The following is a 22559-nucleotide window of genomic DNA, read 5'->3' on the forward strand; positions in this document are numbered from 1 at the left end:
ACAATATTTTTTTGTCATTTGTTGATAGCCCTTGATTTTTAACTGTGTCCTCAGTAAAATCGAATTCGTTTTCATGAAAACGAATAAATAGTTTAATGTAAACGCTTACATTAATTGTGTCGGTTCTTTTTCTATGATGATGTATCAATCATCACATCAACCCGTTTTTAGGTTCAACTGCACCTAACTCGTGTATAATGAAAATAGAACCTAACTAGGAAGTGAATCTACTATGCCGAAACAAGATGCTGCGGACCAGTTCGTCAAACTGATCCCTTTAATTCGTCGTAAACTGCTACGTCGATCTGATTTCCCACAAATTCCGAACTTGAACTTCTCTCATTTCCATCTGTTGATGTTGATTGAGGACGAGGGGGCTGTCACAAATGGACGAATTAGTGAAACACTCTCCATCGCGCCGCCCAATGTTACCCCGCTCATCACGAAACTGTTAAATGAAGGATATATTACACGCGTACCGGATGAACGGGACCGCCGTGTCATTTGGAACCAGTTGACAGAGAAAGGTGAGCGTATTCTACTCGAACGGAGAGACTCGTTCCGGAGGCTTTTTGAGGAGCGTCTCGCCTTTTTAAACGAGGATGAAACCGACCGCCTCATTGACAGTTTGAAGACGCTCACCGAGATTGTTGAGAAGATGGATAAGGGCGACGAGTAAAACTTTTCTCGTCAATTCACGCAACTTCTTATATAATCTGTAATGAATCTACGTACAAATGGAAAGAGAGATGACATGTAATGGGTCGTAAATGGAACAACATTAAAGAGAAGAAGGCGTCGAAAGACGCGAACACGAGTCGCGTCTATGCGAAGTTCGGTCGCGAGATTTATGTGGCCGCCCGTCAAGGGGAACCTGATCCTGAGTTGAACCAGTCATTAAAATTCGTTGTGGAGCGTGCGAAAACGTATAACGTGCCCCGTGCGATTATCGATCGCGCCATCGATAAAGCAAAAGGTGGCGACGAGGAAAACTTCGATGAGCTACGTTATGAAGGATTTGGACCGAACGGTGCGATGGTCATCGTCGATACGTTGACGAACAACGTAAACCGTACAGCATCTGAAGTACGTGCCGCTTTCGGTAAAAACGGAGGAAACATGGGTGTCAGCGGTTCGGTCGCCTACATGTTTGATGCGACAGCCGTCATCGGTGTCAATCAAATGTCGGCAGACGATGTCCTTGAACTCATGATGGAACACGACCTAGACGTTCGTGACGTCATCGAAGAAGATGAGACGGTCATCGTCTATGCCGAGCCAGAAGCGTTCCATGCCGTTCAGACTGCATTCAAGTCTGCCGGGGTTGAAGAGTTCGCCGTCGCCGAGCTGACGATGCTTCCACAAAACGAAGTGTCGCTCGATGACGATTCGAAAGAACAGTTTGAAAAATTAATCGATGTGCTCGAAGACTTGGAAGATGTTCGCCAAGTGTATCACAACGTCGATCTGTAACACGTAAGCGATAACTTTCACGAGTTATCGCTTTTTTTCATAATCGATTTGACAAGGGTCACATCATATGTTAAATTTCAAAAAGTCTTTATCATATTAAAGTGATACCAAGAGAAAGAAATTGTGAAAGGTGTTGGATGGATATGAACGCAGTATTACTTGCAGTCATCGTCTTATTTGCACTCGCCATCAGTCGTGTGCACATTGTATTGTCCTTAATATTAGCTGCGCTTGTCGGAGGGCTTGTTGGAGGGCTCGGATTTAACGATACGTTGACCGCTTTCAGCGACGGTCTTGGCGGCGGAGCGAGCATCGCCCTTAGCTATGCGCTTCTCGGAGCATTCGCCGTCGGATTGTCGAAGACGGGTCTACCAGACGTCTTAGCTGAAAAGTTAATTGCGATGTCAGGTCGTGACGTGTCAGGCAAGCGCGTGATGTACGTCAAAGCGTTCTTATTGTCGCTTCTCTTATTGTTGTCCATCAGCTCACAAAACGTACTCCCGATTCACATCGCCTTTATCCCGATCGTGATTCCGCCGTTAATCGTCTTATTCAATGAGTTGAAGTTAGATCGCCGCCTCGTCGCAACCATCTTGACGTTCGGTCTCGTGACACCGTATATGTTGCTACCAGTCGGGTTCGGTGGCATTTACTTGAACGAGATTTTGATTGCAAACGTTGAAGCGAACGGCTTAACTGTCGGAGATGTCAATATCATCTCGATTATGGGAATCCCGGCATTAGGGATGGTCGTTGGATTGATTGCCGCGTTCATTCACTACCGGAAACCACGAACGTACGAAACGATTGCACTCGGACCGTCTGACTATGAAGTTCGTCAAATGAGTGGTTTCAAGATGATCATGACACTTGTCGTCGTTCTTATCGTCCTCATCGTCCAATTGCAGACGGAGTCGATGATTGCTTCAGCGGTGACAGGACTAATCTTACTCTCGATTTTCCGCCTCATCCCTTGGTCAGAGGCCGATGACATCTTCACGAGCGGGATGCGCATGATGGCATTCATCGGTTTCGTCATGATTGCCGCTAGTGGATTCGCAGCCGTTATTCGTGAAACAGGTGCCATCGATCCGCTCGTCAACGGTGCGAGCGATTTGATGGGTGATTCTAAAATGATTGCAGCTCTTGTCATGTTACTTGTCGGACTCGTCATTACACTTGGCATCGGCTCGAGCTTCTCAACTGTTCCAATCATTGCGGCCATCTTCGTACCGCTTTGTGTACAGTATGGCTTCTCTGTCGAGGCGACGATTGCCATCATCGGGACTGCAGGTGCTCTTGGTGACGCCGGGAGTCCTGCGAGTGACTCGACCCTCGGACCTACGAGTGGATTGAACGCTGACGGTCAACACGATCACCTTCGTGAAACGGTTTGGCCAACGTTCTTACACTACAACATTCCACTCATCATCTTCGGGGTGATTGCCGCGATGGTGCTTTGATCATTTTTTCCGTCGTGAATAAATGGTTCCTAATAAAATCAGGATGAGAATAAACCAGATTCCCGTATACATGAGGATTTCGGTGAACATAAAACTCCTCCTAAACAAAAGATAAGGAGCGACAGTTGTCGCTCCTTTTTATGATGAGGTTTTTAAAACGGTCTTGCAAGTATCGAGATACGCATCGACCACTTCTGCCACCTCTCGTCCTTCTCGAATTGCCCATACAATCAGGCTTTGCCCCCGCTTCGCATCCCCAGCGACAAAGACGTTATCCGTTTCCGTATGGAAATCTTTCGTCTTCTCGACGCCGATTTTCCGCAACTCGTGCTCTGGTCGTTCAAATCCAATGGCGACGAGGATGAGGTCCGCCGGGTACGTCTCCATCGAATCTTCCTCTACGAAGAAAGTCGCTTGACCATCCGGGTTGACGACTTTCGTCATCCGTTCCGTTTCAATCCCTGTGACACGTCCTTCTTTCGTGACGATTTGGTTGGAGCGAATCAAATATGTTCTCGGGTCTTTCTCATAGACCGCGAGTGATTCCGCATACGCATAATCGGTCGTAAGCGTGTCAGGTTGAAGTGGCCAAGGTTTCTCTGGTGCACGGAGCAACCCTTTTGACGGGTGCTTCCCAAATTGAACGACTGATTTTGCACCTTGACGGATTGCCGTCGCCACGCAGTCCGCTCCTGTATCTCCTCCTCCAATGACGATGACATCTTTGTCCTTGGCGTCATAACCAGAGGCAAGGGGAGCCCCTTTACGTTCATGCATAGATGCCGTCAAATAATCCATCGCCATTTCAACGCCAGCGGCATCATCTCCGTCAATCCCGAGCGTGCGCTGTTTTTGAGCTCCGGTCGCCAAGATGACCGCATCGTATTCGTTCCGAAGTGATTCGACCGTTACATCCGTACCAACCTCGACGTTCGTTCGGATGACAATCCCCTCTTGTTCGAGTAACCGAATGCGACGTCTGACGACATCTTTATCGAGTTTCATGTTCGGGATTCCATACATGAGCAGTCCTCCCGCTTCATCCGACTTCTCGATGATGGTGACCGAATGACCCAATTGATTTAATTGATCAGCGGCGGCTAGACCAGCAGGGCCACTTCCGATGATGGCGACCGTCATCCCGGTTCTTCGATGAACCGGTCTCGGCTTCACCCATCCTTCTTCAAATGCCCGGTCGATGATTGTTCGCTCGATAGACTTAATGGCAACCGGATCTTCACTGATCCCGAGTGTACACGATCCTTCACACGGTGCCGGACAAACCCTTCCCGTGAACTCCGGGAAGTTGTTCGTCTCCATCAATCGATGGTACGCACCCATCCAGTCTGCTTTCGTGACAAGTTTGTTCCATTCGGGAATATAGTTGTGAATCGGGCATCCAATCGTCTCCTGACCAATCAAATCACCGACATGACAGAACGGTGTGCCGCAGTCCATACAACGCGCGGCTTGTTGCTGGACCGATTCGTCATCCATTCTCGTCGCATATTCGTCATAATCTCTCACCCGCTCTTCGACGTGACGTTCTGGCAGTGTCGTTCGCGCGATGTTCAAAAAGTTATGTTTCATACGGTACCTCCTTCTGTCACGATACGGAACAATTCAAGTGCTCGGTCGGCCTCACTCAATTCGGGACGATTTGCCTCAATTTGACGCATCACGTCTAAGACGTTCGCATAGTCTCTCGGAACGACTTTCACAAACTGTGAACGTACTTGTTCAAATGACTCTAAAATCGTCCGTGCTTTGACGCTATCTGTGTGGAATTGGTGCGCTTCAAGAAGCGCATAAATTTGTTCGATATCTTCATCGTCCAACTCCCGTACGACGGAAACAAGCTCCTCATTGACGAGTTGTTCATAGGCTTGCGCTCCGTAAATATAAGCTGTACCACCGGACATTCCGGCCGCAAAATTTCGTCCAATCTGTCCGAGTACAAGTACAGTTCCACCGGTCATATATTCACACCCGTGATCCCCGACTCCTTCGACGACTGCCGTCGCACCAGAGTTACGAACGGCGAACCGTTCACCGACATGTCCGTTGAAGAACGCCTGACCGCTCGTCGCTCCGTACAAGCAGACGTTACCGGCAATCATTTGTTCACTTTCATCAAACGGTGCATGCTTTTCAGCAATCAATGCCAGTTTCCCTCCGCTCAATCCTTTACCGATATAATCGTTCGCATCGCCAATGACAGAGATAGTGATCCCGTTCGGTAAAAATGCCCCCAGACTTTGTCCGGCAGATCCACTAAGGCGAAGCGAAATCGTATCGTCCGGTAAACCGACCTGACCATGAACTTTCGTCACTTCAAAACCTAACTGTGTTCCGACCGCTCGATCGGTGTTTCGAATGCGACCTACGAAGAACGTCGGTTGGCCAGAAGTGATGGAACGTGATACAGCCGGGATGAGCTTACGATGATCGTATGAACGGTATGCCGGATGAGTGAGTTCTTCTCGTTCCGGCAACGGTGTCGGCATCGAAATCATTGGAGACAAATCTAGACGTCGCGCTTTCGGATGATTCGCCTTCCATACGCTTTCTTCGAGTAGATCCGTTCGACCGACCACTTCGTCGAGTGATGTCACACCGAGTGACGCCAAGATTTCCCGCACTTCTTCAGCCAAGAACGTCATCAAGTTGACGACATGCTCTGGTTTCCCCATAAATTTCTGACGAAGTACCGGGTCTTGTGTCGCCACACCGACCGGACAGGTATCTAAGTGACAAGCACGCATCATGATACATCCTAGAACGACGAGCGGTGCTGTCGCAAACGCAAACTCTTCTGCACCGAAGATGGCTGCCATGACGATATCGCGACCCGTCATAAGCTTCCCGTCCGTCTCGAGCGTGACTCTTCCCCGGAGTCCGTTCAATGCGAGCGTTTGATGTGTCTCTAGGAGACCGAGTTCCCACGGAAGACCTGTATGCTTAATTGATGTTTTCGGAGAAGCACCGGTCCCACCGTCGTATCCGCTAATGACAATCGTATCCGCATTCGCTTTCGCCACGCCTGCTGCAATCGTCCCAACCCCTGATTTTGAAACGAGTTTGACACTGATTTTCGCGTTCGGGTTCACATGTTTTAAGTCAAAAATAAGTTGTGCCAAATCCTCGATCGAATAAATATCGTGATGCGGAGGCGGCGAGATGAGTCCGACGCCAGGAACCGATCCCCGGACTTCGGCGACCCATGGATACACTTTGTTCCCTGGAAGTTGTCCACCTTCCCCTGGTTTTGCCCCTTGTGCCATCTTGATTTGAATCTCATCGGCATGATATAGATATTCCGCCGTCACGCCGAAGCGGCCACTCGCCACTTGTTTGATGCGGCTGATGCGCTCGTTCCCGAATTCATCCGGGACAAAGCGGGCACGGTCTTCCCCACCTTCACCTGAGTTACTTTTCGCACCGATTTGGTTCATCGCGATGGCGAGTGTCTCGTGTGCTTCTTTTGACAAGGATCCGAACGACATCGCTCCCGTTTTAAAGCGGCGTACGATCGACGTGATCGGTTCCACCTCATCAATCGCCACCGGACGTTGTTCCTTAAACGCGAACAACTGACGGATAAATTGTCCCGACGACTCATGCAACTTCACGTAGGCATCGTAATATTTTCGCTCATTCTCACGGCAGGCGCGTTGCAACAAGTGAATCGTCTTCGGATTGAACGCATGCTCCTCTCCGTCTGCACGCCATTGGAAGTCACTTCCCGCTTCGAGCGGGCGGTTCGTCTCATATGCGTCTTTGTGGAGTGTTTTTGCCTCGTCTTCTAATTCAACGAATCCGATTCCTGACAGCTGAGACGTCGTTCCTCGGAAATGTGTTTCAATCAAATCACGGTCTAATCCGACCGCTTCGAAGATTTGAGCCCCACGATAACTTTGAATCGTCGAGATTCCCATTTTCGACATGATTTTGACGATGCCTTCAACGACAGCTTTTTGATAGGAACGAATTGCCGCTTCAAACGAATGAGTGATTTGTTCATGTTCGACCAAGCGTTGAATCGTCGCATAGGCAACGTAAGGGTATACCGCATCGGCTCCATAACCGATCAAAGTCGCAGCCTGATGCACTTCTCGCACTTCACCACTTTCACAAATCACGCTACAATTCGATCTCAAGTTCTCACGAATCAAATGTTGGTGAACGGCACTGAGCACGAGGAGCGCCGGCATCGCAGCCCGATCACGTGACATATAACGGTCAGATAGGACAATGACGTTCGCACCATTTCGTACAATTTCGCTGACGTGTTGCAAAAGGGCTTCAAGCGCCGCCTCTAAATCATTTGTGAACGTCGTATCAACGCGTGCGAGTTTGAGTCGCTCACTAATTTGATCGAGTGTCGAACCATCGATGATTGGATGATCCAGCCACACACGTTTCGCATGACCACGTCCGGTATGGACCGGATCACCTTGCGGACCAATCCAAGTGAACGTCGCTGTGACAATTTTCTCCCGTAAGGCATCAATTGGCGGGTTCGTCACTTGCGCGAAATGTTGTTTAAAGTAATGGAAGAGCGACCGAGGACGGGTAGAGAGAACTGCGATTGGTTGATCATGCCCCATCGACCCAATCGGATCTTTCTCGTCGTTGATCAATGGAATCATATACTGTTCGATATCCTCTTTTGTATACCCGAACGCGCGTTGCACACGATCGAGTTCTGAGACGTCTTGTTCCTGAACACCTCTATCTTCCATTTTCATCATTTGTTTGAGCCATTTATGATACGGCTCCGATTTTGCAATCGTCTCCTTGATTTCCTGATCGGGAATCAAACGTTTCTCAATCAAGTCGATTAAGAGCAATTGTCCAGGTCGTAGGCGCTGTTTTGATTTGACGTTCTCGGCATCGACAGGGATGACTCCTGTCTCTGATGACAGGATTAATTCTCCGTCTAATGTTTCGACGTAACGCATCGGGCGTAACCCGTTACGATCTAAAATTGCACCGATCTGTCGCCCATCGGTAAATACGACGCCCGTTGGACCATCCCACGGCTCCATGATGGATGAGTGATATTGGTAGAAGTCACGTTTGAACGGTTCCATCTTGCCTTCAATAAACGGTTCGGGAATCAACATCATCGCCGTATGCGCAATCGATCGACCGGTGCGTGTGAAGAACTCGAAGGCATTATCGAGCATCGACGAGTCACTCCCGTCCTCTTGGAGAACTGGGAACAAATGATTCACATCCTCAAACAAATCGGTCGATGTGACTCCTTCGCGCGCTCGCATCGCATCGATATTGCCTCGTAACGTGTTGATTTCTCCATTATGGACAATCATCCGGTTTGGGTGTGCACGTTCCCACGAAGGAAACGTATTTGTTGAGAAGCGAGAGTGAACGATTCCGAACGTGCTCTTATAATGCGGTGATTGCAAGTCCAAATAAAAGGCATCAATTTGAACTGGCGTCAGCATTCCTTTATATACAATCGTTCTCGTCGACAGGCTCGCAATATATAAGTTTAGCGATTCAACTTTTTCAATCTTTCGTCGGAGTTCATAGAACACACGTTCATTCGCATCTTCATCGAGAAACGGACAAGAGATGAACCACTGATAAATGACCGGTTGCGTCACGCGTGCATGTTCCCCGATTTGCGTTGCGTCCACGGGTACTTCTCGCCACTCGATGGTCGAACAGTCTAATTCATCTGCCATGCGTTCCATCAAATTTATTTTTTCCTTTAGCCGATCGTCTGATGGCTGAAAAAAAACCATTCCGACAGCGTAACGACCAGGTGACGGAAGGTTCATCGTTTGCGTGAAAAGTTCATGTGGGATTTCGGTCATAATACCCGCACCATCACCGGCATCGATGACACCTTGCCCTCCTCGGTGCTCTAATTTACACAGCATCGAGAGTGATTTACGGACAATCTCATGTTTTTTTAGTCCGTTTAAATTGACGTATAATCCAATCCCGCACGCGTCTTTCTCAAATCTTGAGTCATACAGTCCAACTCGACTCATATCATCGACCCCTTTCACTCACAGTTTCGTAATTAACATTCTGTTCTAAATATTCTGAAAAATCAAGGGGACTGTATGTGTTTTTGCATAATAGGAATTGAATTTGTTATCATTGAAAGCGTATACACGACTGATATCAATAGGTTTTGCTGTTTTAGTTATGTTAGATAAAGAATAAATATCCATGAATATTATTTATTTATAGGTTCTCAAGAACTCGAAAAAGGATATCTATTAAGATATCCTTTTCTAACTTAATGTTCTACTGTTTTACGTGGATGATGTAGAAACGATTTCGGACGCTTCCACAAGATCAGACCGATATATCCAATCGCGAGCAGTGCGAGCGCACTGACGATGACGACATACAGTGTCCCCTCTTCGATTCTTGCGAAAATACCGATATAGGCCCAGACGAATACGAGTGGATAGATGAAATCGTGATGCCACCACATAAAGAGTAGGGCTAATACAACACCGACCATCAGCATGAGCGATGTCCATGCAAGTTCATCAAGACCTAATAAAGAAGTGATCTGTTCTGTCTTCATCACGACGAACGTATTGACAATCGTTGCGACCGACACCCAACCGATATAGATTGAGAACGGGAAACGATCGAGCCAACTTGTAGATGTGCGGAATGCAATATAGTATAGCCAGCATAGAGACGCTAAGAATGACACCATGATTACGAGCGAGAGTACGAACCACTCATTCGTAAATGCGAGAAGCCACAATCCGTTCAACACACATGAAATCAGGAATCCTGCTTTCATACGTTCGGCCTGTCGATTCGCCGTCGTCCCTTTTTTCAATTGTAAGACTAACCAGACAAGTAATGCGACATAGATGACGCCCCAAATGGAGAAGGCGTAACCCGCGGGTTTAAAGTAGATGTCAATCCGGTCTGAAACCGCGGCATTATCACCGCTTGCAAAATAATTGATGACGACGGTCGCTAGAAAAGCGACCCAGTTGACAATTGGCCATTTTGATAAGTCCATAAGCACGATCTTCTGAATGAAGATCAAACACCTCCTTTTAGCAACATAATAATCATTACCCGCATCCATGTGACTCTACACGTAGAAAGGGGCTCGCAAATGCGAGCCCCAAGTCATTAAAAGTCGATTTCGTCCGGATCTGGTCCAAGACGTTCACCTGTCGCCACCTGGTCGATTTTTGCTAAATCGTCCGCGTCGAGTGAAAAATCGAATACGTCGAAGTTTTCACGAATTCGGTGCGGTGTCACCGACTTCGGCAATGCGACATGACCTGACTCGAGGTGCCAACGAAGCACAACTTGTGCAGGCGTTTTTCCATGCTTCTCCGCAATCTCCGAGAAGGCATCGATCTCTAAGAACTTCCCTTGCATAAGTGGACTCCACGCCTCAATTTGAATGCCTTCATCCTGGCAATAGTCCAACAAATCCGGTTGTGGAAGTTGTGGATGAAGTTCTACTTGGTTGATGAGTGGTGCCATCAGTCCTTCTTCTTTTAACGTCTCAAGATGATGTTCTTTGAAGTTGGAAACACCGATTGCTTTAATCTTTCCAGCTTCGTATAGTTCGATCAGGTCCTTCCAAGCATCGACGAAACCATCAACAGGCCAGTGAAGCAGACAAAGGTCTAAATAGTCTGTCTCTAGGCGTTTTAATGAGTCTTCAAACGCTTCTTTCGTCTTCCCTTCACGAATATCATCATTCCAAATTTTCGATGTGATGAATAGGTCTGAACGGTCGATTCCAGAGATTTTAATCCCTTTTGCGACGCCTTCTTCATTTTTATAAATGGCAGCCGTGTCGATATGGCGATAGCCAGTCTTGAGTGCCTCGACGACAGCAGCTGGTGCCTCTGTCTCATTGTCGACTTGCCATACCCCAAACCCAATCATCGGAATCTCTACTTTGTTTCGTAACGTAGCATATAACATTTCATTCATCCCCTTTTCTTTCTAACGAGCTGATTGTATCATACCCGACAATTTATTTCGGAAAACTAAATCGTTAAATCTTTTCGGGTAAAGCGGAAGAATGAGAGTGCTGAAAACACGATTAACAAGCCGATTAACCAAATAAAGTGAACACCACCGAACTCTTCACGCATGATGGCCGGAGCATCGAAGAGAGAAAAGAAAGAGATGTTCCCTAACCATTCGAACTGCTCGCTTACTCCGTTGATAATATTCACCATCAAGAAGAACGTGAAGATTCCGCCAGTCACCATATAAGATTTACTACTGTCATCAAACAGACTGGCCAGCATATAGGCAACGACCCCTAATACGAGAAGCATGAGCGCTCCGTTCAATTGAAGCATCCATAAAACCGCATAGTCGATTTGTAAATCGAATAATACATCTGCCGCCATGAGACTGAAGCCATTCAACCCGACAAACAAGCCAACTGCAATGATCAGGATGACGAACGTAGACCATACATATGTGACACGAGAAATCGGAGCTGCCATATACAGCATGATTTCACCTGAATCGACCGGTTTGGCAAGAAGTTTCGAGGCGAACGTCAACGCAAACAACACGGTAAGTACATAAAAAATCAATCCATAGTAGTTACTCGACAATAAATTGAGCAGATTATCCATCGCCATCGTCGCATCAATTTGAAACACTTCGAGTAACTCAGGTGGTAGTGACTCTAATTTCGCCTCAATCAGTCCCGTTTCCTGAATGGATGGGAATATAGCGGCCAAAAAGAAGAGATAGACGCTTGTCCCGACCGAATAACCGAGAATCCAACTGCGATTCTGTTTAAACATTGAGCGTATTAACATTTATGTCGCCTCCCCGTAATACTGCATAAACAAGTGTTCGAGTTCGTCAGCGCCACTCTCCAATGAACGAATCTCATAGTCGGCAAGCGTTCGAATCAAGTTGTTCAAGTCTTCTGGCGACGTGATGGCGACTTCTACGTGTATTCCATCTCGCGTTCCAGTCGTTTCGGTGAATCGGATTGCCTCTGCCTCAGAAGAAAACTCAATCTGATATCGTTTCACACTGTGCTGTCTAAGCTCTTCCATATCTTCCTCAATAATGATGCGCCCGTCTTTAATCAACGCGGCTCGATCACACGTCCGTTCCATCTCAGGAAAATGGTGAGAGCTCATCAGAATCGCCTTACCTGCTTCTTTTTCTTCGATTAGCCAATCAATCAAACGTTCTTGCATGAGCGGGTCGAGTCCGCTCGTAGGCTCATCCAAAATATAGACGGGTGCCTCTTTCATGAAGCACGTGATGATGGCGAGCTTTTGTTTCATCCCTTTAGACATCTTCCGAACTTTCGTCGACTCATCGAATGCGAATCGTTCGCGAAGTCGCAGCTCTCGTGCAGAATCCGTTTTATGCAAATGACGCGTCAACCGAATGATTTCTTCTCCGGTCATATGTTGTGGATAATTGATTTCCCCAGGTAAATAACCGACATTTCGTTTGACCTGCTCGGTTTCGCTCCAGCAGTCGAACCCGTTAATGGTCGCCTTCCCTTCGCTCGGTTTCAACAGACCCATTAGATGACGAATCGTCGTCGATTTCCCAGCACCGTTCGGTCCGATGAATCCAAAAATCGTACCGGGTAACACATCGAGTGACACATCAAAAATACCGTGGGTTGCATCGAATCGTTTTGTCAATCGTTCAATCCGAATCATCACAAGCCCTCCTTTTTTGAAATATAAGATTAATATGATTACAAAACTAGTATATCACGTTCTTTTTTGAAATGGAAATGGTATATTTATTACAAAACTATAGAAAGGAGTGCTCCGACCTATGGATGGATTCGCAAAACGCACCGAGGAAAAAAGACAGGCCATCTTACGTGCCGCATATGACTTGATGACAGAAAAACAATCTCGGTTTACCGTAAGTGAACTCGCGAAGCAAGCTCATGTCTCTCCCGTCTCGATCTACAATTACTTCGGCTCGAAAGAACAAGTCATCATTGAAGTGTTGCAGCAGATGACGGAAGAACAAATGAGTTGGATTGATGAACAAATTAAGTCGAACGCTCCGTTTGAGACGTTACTCGTCGATATTTTGAAACGAAAAATCAAAACGGCTGTTCTTTTTGATGAGACCATCACTACGATGATTCAACAAGATCCGAACTGGGAGCAGTTGGCGTCTCGTGGTTATGCATCTTTCGCCCGTTTGATTGAATACGGGAAACAAAAAGGGACGATCGATGCCACATTATCGACCACTTCCTACTTACGCTATGTTCAATTGATGCAACAGGCCATCCTGTCCGACCCGCATTTTTCAATCGGGGACATGAAAGAGACGATGGAAGACTATTTTCATTTCTTTTTGAACGGGATCATCAAACGCTAAAAAGGTGACTGTCTATAAAGAGACAGCCACCTTTTCTTATGCTTTGAATATAAAGTCTTCAATCGGATAGAGTGAAAGGTCCACTTCACATTCACCTGTCAGGACGAGATCACTTAACACTTTTCCGATGAACGGACCGACCGTCAAACCGGATGACCCTAGTCCGTTCGCCACAAGCAATTGATTCGCACCCGGTACTCTCCCGAGTATAGGAATGGAGTTCGGTGTGACCGGACGGAAACCGACTTTCGTCTCGATGAGTTCTGCTTCCGCAAGTCCTGGTGCTGATTCAAGCCCTTTCGTCAGCACTTCGTGGACACCGATCGCAGTCGGGCGAACATCGAACGCTTTACCCTTCTCGTGAGTCGAGCCGATGACGACCTTCCCGTCTTCAAATCCAAGTAGATAACGTCGCCTTGGTGGCATGACGACAGGCCAATCCGAGGCATCGGTATCTTTTAACTGGACGTGAACGAGTTGCGCCTTTTCTCCGTCGACACGAACCGTATATCCGAGAGGTTGTAACAGCTCCGGGAGCCACGCTCCAGTCGCAAGGATGATTTCATCCGCTTCATAAAACACCTCATCACACTCGACGCCAATCGCGTCCCCATCGGTCAACCGTGCCGAACCGTATACAAATTTCACACCACGTTTCATAGCGACTCGTTCAAGTGCTGCACGGAATTTCCCACCATCCACACGTGCGCCACCTTTGACTAGAAGCGCATCATATTCATCTGATAGTGGAGGGAAAAGACGTTGTGCCTCTTCTGCTGTCAATCGTTCTAAGTCACCGATCTCTTGTGCTTCTTCGCGACGAACCATCGTCCGCTCCATCATTTGATCAAGTTTGGACTCTTCATGGAGGGCAAGTGTCCCGACACATTTGTATCCTGTGTCCGTCTCGCCTTCAGCTTCCAACTCGTTCACGACATACGGATAATAGTGCGCACCACCTTTAGCGAGTGCGTACCATGCTTTGTTACGCCGCTGGGCAATCCAAGGACAGACAATTCCCGCTGCCGCATCGGTCGCCCGTCCTTCTTCCTTACGGTCGATGACCGTCACGTCAGCTTTTCCTGCTAAATGATAGGCTGTGGAGACACCAACGATACCCGACCCAATAATCACAATTTTTTTCATCATGTACCTGTCCTTTCAGACAGATGGACACATCCTTTCGTGAAAAAATCATCGACCCAAAGGATCGATGATTGATTGTTATTCTCTCATCGCTAGACGATACAGTAAGTCTAGCAATTCAATATACAACCAGACGAGCGTGACGATTAAACCAAACGCCGCAACCCATTCCAATTGTTTTGGTGCCCGCTCTTCGACTTGACGTGCGATGAAATCAAAGTCTAAGACGAGTGCGAGCGAAGCGACGATGACAATGACAAATTGAACACCGATGGCAAGTGGGCTTGAACCTGTCATAAACGCCAATCCTGAACCGAATAGGCTCATGACGAGTTGGACAAGGTACAATAACATGACCGTAAACATCGCAGCCATGACCCCTGCTCTGAATTTTTGCGTCACTTTGACAAGACCTGTCGTATAGACGAACCACATCGCAAAAGCAACGACGAACGTCGTCATGACGGCACGACCGACAATACCAGGGACCATCGCTTCAAAGAAGTATGAGATTGAACCGACGAAGACACCCTCGATAATTCCGTATAGCGGTGCAACGACTGGTGCCGTATTCGGCTTGAATGTGATGAGTAATGCAAAGATGAAACCGAGGATGAGTGACCCGATCATGAGCGGGAACAGAAGCCCTTCCCCGATTGTAGGAACGACGAACCAAGTCGTTCCGGCTGCCGCTGTGACGAGAAGAAGCAAGGTGAACACTTTTGACCATGTTCCTGCTTTCGTCATCGGCTCAGCACTGTAAGCTGTAGACTGCATTGATTTACGAAGTAGTGGATTCGATTTTAAGTTCAACGTTGTATAGCTCCTTTATGGTTCAATTACTGTTTTGCGAACACGTCGATAAACGCACGCATGTAGTCTGGTAAATCGGGTGGTCGACGACTTGAGACGATATGTCCATCGACGACAACAGGTTCGTCATGCCAAATGGCACCTGCGTTTTCCATGTCATCCTTAATTCCTGGTGTACTCGTGACGTTTACCCCGTCCAAAATATTCGCTGAAATCAAGACCCATCCAGCATGGCAAATTTGACCGATTGGTCGTTTTTGTTCATCCATATAACGGACGAAGCCTTTCACCGAATCAAAACGGCGCAACAAGTCAGGCGACCAGCCACCTGGTACGAGAATCGCATCAAACGATGTGATATCCACATCATCGAATGATACGTCCGACTTCGCTGGCACACCATACTTCCCGATGTAGGCATGGTCTGCCTTTTCCCCGGCTAAAATGACATGCGCTCCTTCTTCACGAAGACGGTGTACAGGGTACCAAAGCTCTAAATCCTCGAAGTCATTACTGACAAGTTGAAGGACTTTCTTTCCTTGTAGTTTCATCAAATCCCTCCTTTTGTTCATTCCCCATTATACCCGAAACAGAGGTTCGCGAAAACGAAGAATCAAGGTTGTTTTTTCATTATATGGATGGAATACGCTCCTAGATACTATATCTTGTGTTATGTTATGATACCTTTAGTCAATGGAGATTGAGAAGGAGGTTTATCACCTTATGAAGCAATATCATGATTTATGTCGACATATCCTCGAAAATGGAGTAGTGAAAGAAGACCGTACCGGCACAGGGACGACCAGCGTTTTCGGCTATCAAATGCGATTCAATTTACAAGAAGGCTTCCCCCTCATCACGACGAAAAAGTTACATACTCGTTCGATTATCCATGAACTTCTTTGGTTCATCTCGGGGGAGACGAACATTCGTTATCTACAAGAGAATGGAGTGCGGATTTGGAACGAATGGGCAGATGAAGAAGGAAACCTCGGCCCGGTGTACGGCTCACAGTGGCGCTCATTCCCACGTCCAGACGGATCGTCCGTCGATCAACTGGTTCAAGTGATTGAACAAATCAAAACGAATCCTGATTCAAGACGGTTGATCGTCTCCGCATGGAATCCTGGGCAGCTCGATGAGATGGCCCTTCCGCCGTGTCATTTACTTTTCCAATTCTATGTCGCTGATGGGAAGCTCTCTTGCCAGTTGTATCAACGAAGCGCCGACACATTTTTAGGTGTTCCATTTAACATCGCATCGTATGCACTTTTGACACATATGGTCGCTCATGTGACCGGCCTAGAAGTTGGCGATTTCGTCCATACCCTCGGAGATGCTCATATTTATCATAACCATCTCGAGCAAGTGGAACTTCAACTGTCGCGTGACCCGCGTCCGTTACCACAACTCAAGATTGTCCGTGACGTACCTTCAATTGAATCATTCCGTTTTGAGGACTTTGAGATTCTCGGATATGATCCACATCCACATATTAAAGGAGAAGTGAGCGTATGATTTCGCATGTGGTCGCGTACGGACTCAATCGGGAAATCGGGAAAGACAATGATTTATTGTGGCGATTGCCGGATGATTTGAAACACTTCAAATCTGTCACGTCTGGTGGCACCGTCGTCATGGGAAGAAAAACGTTTGAATCGATTGGGAAGGCGTTACCGAACCGACGGAATATCGTCGTGACGTCCGATTCTACTTTTAAAGCAGATCACATTGAAGTGTGGCATGATTTAGAACGTCTCGTCGAAGAAAGTCAAGATGAAGAATGGTTCGTAATCGGTGGTGCGACGTTATACGAACAAACGATGCCGATGACGAACCGAATCTATGCCACGGAAGTAAAAGCTACGTTCGAAGCAGATACATTTTACCCTAAACGGATCGGTTCATGGACGCGCAAAAATCAGACGGATCACCCGCAAGACGAAAAACATGCATACGCCTTTTCGTTCATACAATATGAAAAAACAGACATCGATTAATCGTCGATGTCTGTTTTTTTAGTCAGGCAGTTTTTCTAACCACTGTTCAATTTTTTTCGTGATGACTTCTTCATCTTGATTGTCATCAGCGTAGTCGTCATAAATCGCTTCTAGTTCGGAGGCTGTACGCTTTGAAACCGCGAGGATGTGACTATATTTTCCACGCTGTTCTTTCACAGCAGAGAGCGTTCCTCTCGCTTCATGGACTCGGGTATCGTCTAAGACGAACATTTCGATGTTGTCGTTACAAGAATACGCTTCGTATGGACGATACACGACCTCATAGCGACGATGCTCTTTGGGCAAGCGGTTTGCAAGCGAAGTGTACGTGTTCTCGGACATCGTCACATAAGCAATCCGCTTTTCCTCACGAACCGCTGACGTGTATCGGACGACGCGATTTCGACCATCACGTTTCGCCTTATAGAGCGCCTCATCTGCGTATGCACACCATTCCCCAAGCGTATATCCTGTCTGACAGACACGGGTATATCCGATTGATACGGTCACTTGATGCTCGTACGGGAATTCCATCTCTTCAATCCGGGTACGGACGCGCTCTAACACCGATTCGACAATCGCTCGGTCAGATACGTTCAAGAGAATTAAGAACTCTTCTCCTCCATAACGGATGAGTTCATCACTCGATCGAATCGCGTGTCGGATTTCTTCCGAGACCCGATGAAGAACGTCATCCCCATAAGAGTGACCGAACGTATCGTTCAACTGTTTGAAATGGTCGATATCAAGTAGCGCAACGGCAAAGCTCTCACCAGAGCGCTCTAACCTTGAGATGAAGCGAGAAAACGTCGCTTTTAAATATTTTCGGTTGAACGCACCCGTCAGTTCATCGACAAGTAATGCCTTTGAAACTAAACGAGACTTTTCAATATGTAGACCAAGACGGACTAACCGCTCCTCCATCGGTACCCATGATTCCCAATAGTCATCGAATCCATAGGAATAGGCAGCGAGACGATAATGCTCATTCGTTCCGATGACGATGAGCGGGACGTAAAGTTTTCTCATCTTGCTCACAAACGATTGGATGTCACGTTCTTTAAACTGTGGCCATAGTTCAACGTCCATGATGATGGCTTTTGGGACGTCCTCATAGTCATATTCGACCGCTTCTTCGAGTGTTTGCAAGAATACAGGACGTGCTCCAAGCTTCTCAACACGCGATTTATACCGACTAAATGTCGAAAAACTCGCAGAAAGAATCAAAACGAGGTCCTCATCTTCTTGTTCGATTCCTAGAACGGTATGGATGTATCGTTTCACCGGTGAGATCAAGGTCATTGCCTCTGCTTGGGTAAGGACGCTAGGCAACTCCTTCGCATCAGACTCAACACGACTAAATATTTCTAACAGATGCATAAAGCGTCGCTGTCTAACCTCTTTCTTCACCCAATCAAGTAGAAACTCGATATCGGATTTTGGAATTTGTCTAGACTCTGATATCTTTTTTAAAATCATATGTATACGCTCAGTGAGTTGACCTTGCTCCATCTTCGTCCCCCCTATGTTCGTACTCCCCGAATTCTCTTATGTATCGATTATGCGACTTCTACAGATAAAATACAACTATTTCCTTATTTATTTTCTATTGTTTTACATATCCTTAGTGCTTACGTCCTAAAATAGACATAGAAAAAGCGGTCTTGCGACCGCTTTATGTTATTTTTTCACTTTTAGGTTCGGTGACGTCATCTCTTCAGGACGAATCCATTGATCAAATTGCGCTTCTGTCAATAATCCCGTTTCTAATGCCGCATCTTTTAAAGAAGTACCGTTTTTGTGTGCCAGTTTTGCGATTTTCGCAGCATTCTCATATCCGATATGTGGATTGAGCGCTGTGACGAGCATGAGCGATTGTTCCACGTTTCGAGAAATCACATCTTGATTCGGCTCAATCCCGACCGCACAGTGATCGTTGAATGAGTGCAGGCTGTCCGTCAAGAGACGACAAGTCTGCAAGAAGTTATACATGATGACCGGTTTGAAGACGTTTAGTTCAAAGTTCCCTTGGCTCGCCCCGAAACCAATCGTCGCGTCGTTACCAAGGACTTGAGCGGCAACCATCGTGAGCGCTTCACTTTGTGTCGGGTTAACTTTCCCTGGCATGATTGAACTTCCTGGCTCATTTTCAGGAATCGTAATTTCGCCAATCCCCGCACGTGGACCCGATGCCAACCACCGCACATCGTTCGCAATCTTCATTGCATCCATCGCTAACGCTTTTAAAGCACCATGTGTAAAGACGAGTTGGTCGTGACTCGTAAGCGCGTGGAATTTGTTTACGGCCGTGACAAACGGTTTACCTGTCTCTTCAGAAATCTTTTTCGCCACGACTTCCCCAAATTCAGGATGGGCGTTGATTCCGGTACCGACAGCTGTTCCACCGAGAGCAAGCTCTGTCAATGGTTCAATCGTCCGCTCAATCATTTGTTTTGAGAGTTCGAGCATCCGCACCCAGCCGCTGATTTCCTGACCGAGCGTGACCGGTGTCGCATCTTGAAGATGTGTGCGTCCGATTTTGACGATATCCATATACGCTTCCGCTTTTTGCGAAAGAGTTTGGTAAAGGGCATCGATTGCCGGCAAGACGTCATCTTGCACGGAAAGGATGGCCGCAATGTGCATCGCTGTCGGATACGTGTCATTCGAGCTCTGCGATTTGTTGACATCATCATTCGGATGAATCCAAATCGATTGCTCACGCGCATGCAATTTGATATTCGCAATGTTCGCGATCACTTCGTTGACGTTCATGTTTGATTGGGTACCCGATCCCGTTTGCCAGACGACGAGTGGAAATTCATCGTCGTACTTTCCTTCTAAAATCTCATCGGCTACTTCCGCAATGATTTCAGCTTTCTCTTCTTCCAGTACTCCAAGTTCAGCGTTGGCGAGAGCCGCCCCTTTTTTCAAGATTGCGAAGGCACGTATAATCTCAAGCGGCATCTTTTCTGCACCGATTTTAAAGTTCTCAAGACTACGTTGCGTTTGTGCTCCCCATTTTGCATCAGCCGGGACTTTGATTTCCCCCATCGTGTCCCGTTCGATTCGATAATCCTTCATGCTAAATTCCCCCTCTATAGTTGACTACGCTTTCATTTTAGCGAAAAACCATCTAAAAAGAAACGACTCAATCCAAAAAGCGACCAAGAATGATCTTAGTCGCTTACTTCGTTCCGTTTAATGCTTCACGTGCAATGACATCTGCACGATTTTCTGCACGATGAATCCATTTGATAAAGACGTTCGGTAAATCATCATACGCAATCAGCGCTTTGAGAAAGAGGGATTTGGCCGAGGAATCTTTCATGAATCGTTGCTCCAAAGCACGAACAATCACTTCCGCATCGGAGTAAAGCATGAATGACGTCTCTCCTTGCATCGTATGCGCCATTTCAAGTGCATAGGCACAAGCCGCTAATTCTGCATGGACACTGGACAAACCTTGCGTTTGACGCTTGAACGTCGAGACCGTACCGTCTGATGACTTAATCCAGACACCAAGCCCGTTCTCTTCGGTTGTCTGATTTGTTGCTGCGTCAAAATAAATGTGAACCAAATCGATACGCCTCCCAGTCCGTATTAATCGGCACATGGATATCAATTTGTGACAGACGTTTAGATAAGAGCGCAATCTCTTCATGCCCGTCTAATTTTTTTGCAAACTTCTGATGCGGTGCCTCGAGCGTTGCATTTCGAACGTTCGTGTAGAGCGTTTCGACCGTATCGTAATGTTGAATCAAGATGGTTGCCGTTTTTGGCCCGATGCCACGAACGCCAGGGATATTATCCGAAGAATCACCTTGTAATGCTTTCACGTCGACAAACTGATATGGTTTCACCCCATACATCGCTTCAAACGAACTCTCATTGACGAGTTGTTCTTCACCTTTTTTCGGCATGATTTGAAACACGTTTGGTGACAATAATTGTAGTAAGTCACGATCAGACGAGTAAAGATACGATTCTCCTGGGAACGCTGTCGCCACAGCTCCCATCAAGTCGTCCGCCTCATAACCGGTCAATTCTGATTGTAGAATTCCTCGCTCGTCCAAAGCCGCTCTCAATTTGACATAGTCTTCGAAGAGCGGTTCCGGCAATCCGTTACGCGTCGCTTTATATTCAGGATAAAGGGCATAACGATGCGTCGTTTCTCTCGTCCCGTCCCAAAAGAAAGCGATGTGAGAAAAGTCCGTCGTCCAGGCATCGACTTTTCGAAGCAACCCTTTAACCGTCACATCTGGGTCGAGTGCTCTTCTACGTTCCGTTGCAAAATAATAACGTGATACTAAGTTAAATCCATCAACGAGAATGAGTTTCATCCTGCTCCACCTCACATGCTTTTAATCCTCGTGCCAATGCATCGGCATCTAGTTCTTTTCCAATCCAGACGAATACCGAGCGGTTTCCTTCATGTTCCTCCTTCGCAAACGTCGCGCCCATGAGTTGATTCGTTGCTTGAATGACAAATTTTCGATTCTCATCCTTGAGACGAACAATTGCTTTCATCCGATAGATTGAATCCTCATAATGCATCAATACCTCACGAACATATCGCGTCACGCGTTCACGAGAGAGCGGACGATCTGCATTCAACGTGATGGCCCGAAGCGAAGAAACAGATTCGGTCGCTTCTGTGAGACGACTCAACTGTTCTTCATCGACTCGCGACAGTTGGAACGTGTTTTCAAGAAGGTCAAATTCCCCTTCAGTCTGGACCGTTTCCACCACACGAACGGTCGGATTGATTTGAGAGATCCGTGCTCGGGCATGTTTCAACTCCTCGCTCGAGACTAAATCTGTCTTGTTTAATAAAATCATGTCTGCATACGCGATTTGATGAATGCCTTCTTTGAACAAGTCGCGATCCATTTGACTAGCATCGACGACAGTCAAGATGGCGTTCATTTTAAAATGTTGACGTAAGTACTCGTCATAATAAATCGTCTGGATGATTGGGGCTGGGTCGGCAACACCGGTCGTCTCGATGATGATTCGGTCAAACGTCTCCTTCTTTGCCACGAGTTGATAAAATGTCTTACTCAAATCATTTTGAATCGAACAACAAATACAACCATTCGATAGTTCGATTTGCTCCTGGTCCATTTTTACAATCAACTGTTCATCAATATTGACCGCCCCGAGTTCATTGACAATCAAACAAATCTTCTCATCTGTCGCAGCGAGTAGACGGTTCATATACGTCGTCTTTCCTGCTCCTAAAAATCCGGTCACTAACTGAACGGGAATCATAGTACCACCC

At 46.9% G+C, this 22559-nt stretch carries 20 protein-coding genes; 6 read left to right on the forward strand and 14 right to left on the reverse strand.

Annotated features, from left to right (window positions below; all coding sequences use genetic code 11):
- Positions 1-232 precede the first annotated feature (232 nt).
- The 3 genes from KNP62_RS03930 (at position 233) to KNP62_RS03940 (ending at position 2936) form a co-directional block, all read left to right on the forward strand.
- Positions 233-679 carry a MarR family winged helix-turn-helix transcriptional regulator gene (locus KNP62_RS03930; RefSeq protein ID WP_031423822.1) on the forward strand — a complete coding sequence of 149 codons (447 nt, stop codon included), beginning with the start codon at positions 233-235 and terminating at the stop codon, positions 677-679.
- Between the two features lie 80 nt (positions 680-759).
- Positions 760-1473 (forward strand): YebC/PmpR family DNA-binding transcriptional regulator, encoded by a 714-nt coding sequence (locus KNP62_RS03935; protein ID WP_214783428.1) that lies wholly within the window; start codon positions 760-762, stop codon positions 1471-1473.
- A 143-nt stretch (positions 1474-1616) separates the two neighbouring features.
- On the forward strand, positions 1617-2936 hold the full coding sequence (locus KNP62_RS03940; RefSeq protein WP_214783432.1) for a Na+/H+ antiporter family protein: 1320 nt from the start codon (positions 1617-1619) through the stop codon (positions 2934-2936).
- Positions 2937-3074: 138 nt separating this feature from the next.
- Here KNP62_RS03940 and KNP62_RS03945 read toward each other — a convergent pair whose 3' ends face one another.
- The 6 genes from KNP62_RS03945 to KNP62_RS03970 all read right to left on the reverse strand — a co-directional run bounded on the left by KNP62_RS03945 (position 3075) and on the right by KNP62_RS03970 (position 12631).
- Positions 3075-4526 (reverse strand): glutamate synthase subunit beta, encoded by a 1452-nt coding sequence (locus KNP62_RS03945; protein WP_214783435.1) that lies wholly within the window; start codon positions 4524-4526, stop codon positions 3075-3077.
- Positions 4523-8962: a glutamate synthase large subunit gene (gene gltB / locus KNP62_RS03950; RefSeq protein WP_214783438.1), complete on the reverse strand. Its 4440-nt coding sequence runs from the start codon at positions 8960-8962 to the stop codon at positions 4523-4525. Before gltB ends, KNP62_RS03945 begins: the two co-directional genes overlap by 4 nt.
- A 254-nt stretch (positions 8963-9216) precedes the next feature.
- Positions 9217-9969 carry a tryptophan-rich sensory protein gene (locus KNP62_RS03955; RefSeq protein WP_214761809.1) on the reverse strand — a complete coding sequence of 251 codons (753 nt, stop codon included), beginning with the start codon at positions 9967-9969 and terminating at the stop codon, positions 9217-9219.
- Positions 9970-10085: 116 nt separating this feature from the next.
- Positions 10086-10898 (reverse strand): aldo/keto reductase, encoded by an 813-nt coding sequence (locus tag KNP62_RS03960; protein ID WP_083600150.1) that lies wholly within the window; start codon positions 10896-10898, stop codon positions 10086-10088.
- A 65-nt stretch (positions 10899-10963) separates the two neighbouring features.
- The gene (locus KNP62_RS03965) at positions 10964-11758 is read right to left on the reverse strand and encodes an ABC transporter permease subunit (protein WP_214783441.1); all 795 of its coding nucleotides are present in this window, start codon (positions 11756-11758) and stop codon (positions 10964-10966) included.
- Positions 11759-12631, reverse strand: a complete 873-nt coding sequence (locus tag KNP62_RS03970; protein WP_214783444.1) for an ABC transporter ATP-binding protein — start codon at positions 12629-12631, stop codon at positions 11759-11761.
- Positions 12632-12752: 121 nt separating this feature from the next.
- Here KNP62_RS03970 and KNP62_RS03975 point away from each other — a divergent pair, with 121 nt between their 5' ends.
- Entirely contained in the window at positions 12753-13316 is a 564-nt protein-coding gene (locus KNP62_RS03975) for a TetR/AcrR family transcriptional regulator (RefSeq protein WP_214783447.1), read from the forward strand.
- Between the two features lie 36 nt (positions 13317-13352).
- Here KNP62_RS03975 and KNP62_RS03980 read toward each other — a convergent pair whose 3' ends face one another.
- The 3 genes from KNP62_RS03980 to KNP62_RS03990 form a co-directional block, all read right to left on the reverse strand.
- The gene (locus tag KNP62_RS03980) at positions 13353-14462 is read right to left on the reverse strand and encodes an NAD(P)/FAD-dependent oxidoreductase (protein WP_214783450.1); all 1110 of its coding nucleotides are present in this window, start codon (positions 14460-14462) and stop codon (positions 13353-13355) included.
- Positions 14463-14540: 78 nt separating this feature from the next.
- Entirely contained in the window at positions 14541-15275 is a 735-nt protein-coding gene (locus KNP62_RS03985; protein WP_214783454.1) for a Bax inhibitor-1/YccA family protein, read from the reverse strand.
- Between the two features lie 26 nt (positions 15276-15301).
- Positions 15302-15826, reverse strand: a complete 525-nt coding sequence (locus tag KNP62_RS03990) for a type 1 glutamine amidotransferase domain-containing protein (protein ID WP_026826070.1) — start codon at positions 15824-15826, stop codon at positions 15302-15304.
- 172 nt (positions 15827-15998) lie between these two features.
- On the opposite strand from KNP62_RS03990, the gene KNP62_RS03995 reads away from it, so the two are divergent.
- Positions 15999-16793, forward strand: a complete 795-nt coding sequence (locus tag KNP62_RS03995) for a thymidylate synthase (protein WP_214783457.1) — start codon at positions 15999-16001, stop codon at positions 16791-16793.
- Positions 16790-17275: a dihydrofolate reductase gene (locus KNP62_RS04000; RefSeq protein ID WP_214783460.1), complete on the forward strand. Its 486-nt coding sequence runs from the start codon at positions 16790-16792 to the stop codon at positions 17273-17275. Before KNP62_RS03995 ends, KNP62_RS04000 begins: the two co-directional genes overlap by 4 nt.
- An 18-nt stretch (positions 17276-17293) precedes the next feature.
- On the opposite strand, the gene KNP62_RS04005 is transcribed toward KNP62_RS04000, so the two are convergent.
- The 5 genes from KNP62_RS04005 to KNP62_RS04025 all read right to left on the reverse strand — a co-directional run bounded on the left by KNP62_RS04005 (position 17294) and on the right by KNP62_RS04025 (position 22549).
- Positions 17294-18787 carry a GGDEF domain-containing protein gene (locus KNP62_RS04005; RefSeq protein WP_214783463.1) on the reverse strand — a complete coding sequence of 498 codons (1494 nt, stop codon included), beginning with the start codon at positions 18785-18787 and terminating at the stop codon, positions 17294-17296.
- A gap of 168 nt (positions 18788-18955) precedes the next feature.
- Entirely contained in the window at positions 18956-20359 is a 1404-nt protein-coding gene (fumC, locus tag KNP62_RS04010) for a class II fumarate hydratase (RefSeq protein ID WP_214783466.1), read from the reverse strand.
- Between the two features lie 103 nt (positions 20360-20462).
- The gene (locus tag KNP62_RS04015; protein WP_214783469.1) at positions 20463-20855 is read right to left on the reverse strand and encodes a reverse transcriptase-like protein; all 393 of its coding nucleotides are present in this window, start codon (positions 20853-20855) and stop codon (positions 20463-20465) included.
- Positions 20836-21618, reverse strand: a complete 783-nt coding sequence (locus tag KNP62_RS04020; RefSeq protein WP_214783473.1) for a 5'-3' exonuclease — start codon at positions 21616-21618, stop codon at positions 20836-20838. The genes KNP62_RS04015 and KNP62_RS04020 overlap by 20 nt, the downstream gene beginning before the upstream one ends.
- Positions 21599-22549: a CobW family GTP-binding protein gene (locus tag KNP62_RS04025; protein ID WP_214783476.1), complete on the reverse strand. Its 951-nt coding sequence runs from the start codon at positions 22547-22549 to the stop codon at positions 21599-21601. Before KNP62_RS04025 ends, KNP62_RS04020 begins: the two co-directional genes overlap by 20 nt.
- Positions 22550-22559: the final 10 nt, after the last annotated feature.

Source organism: Exiguobacterium sp. s183 (assembly GCF_018617655.1).
Classification (GTDB): domain Bacteria; phylum Bacillota; class Bacilli; order Exiguobacteriales; family Exiguobacteriaceae; genus Exiguobacterium; species Exiguobacterium aestuarii_A.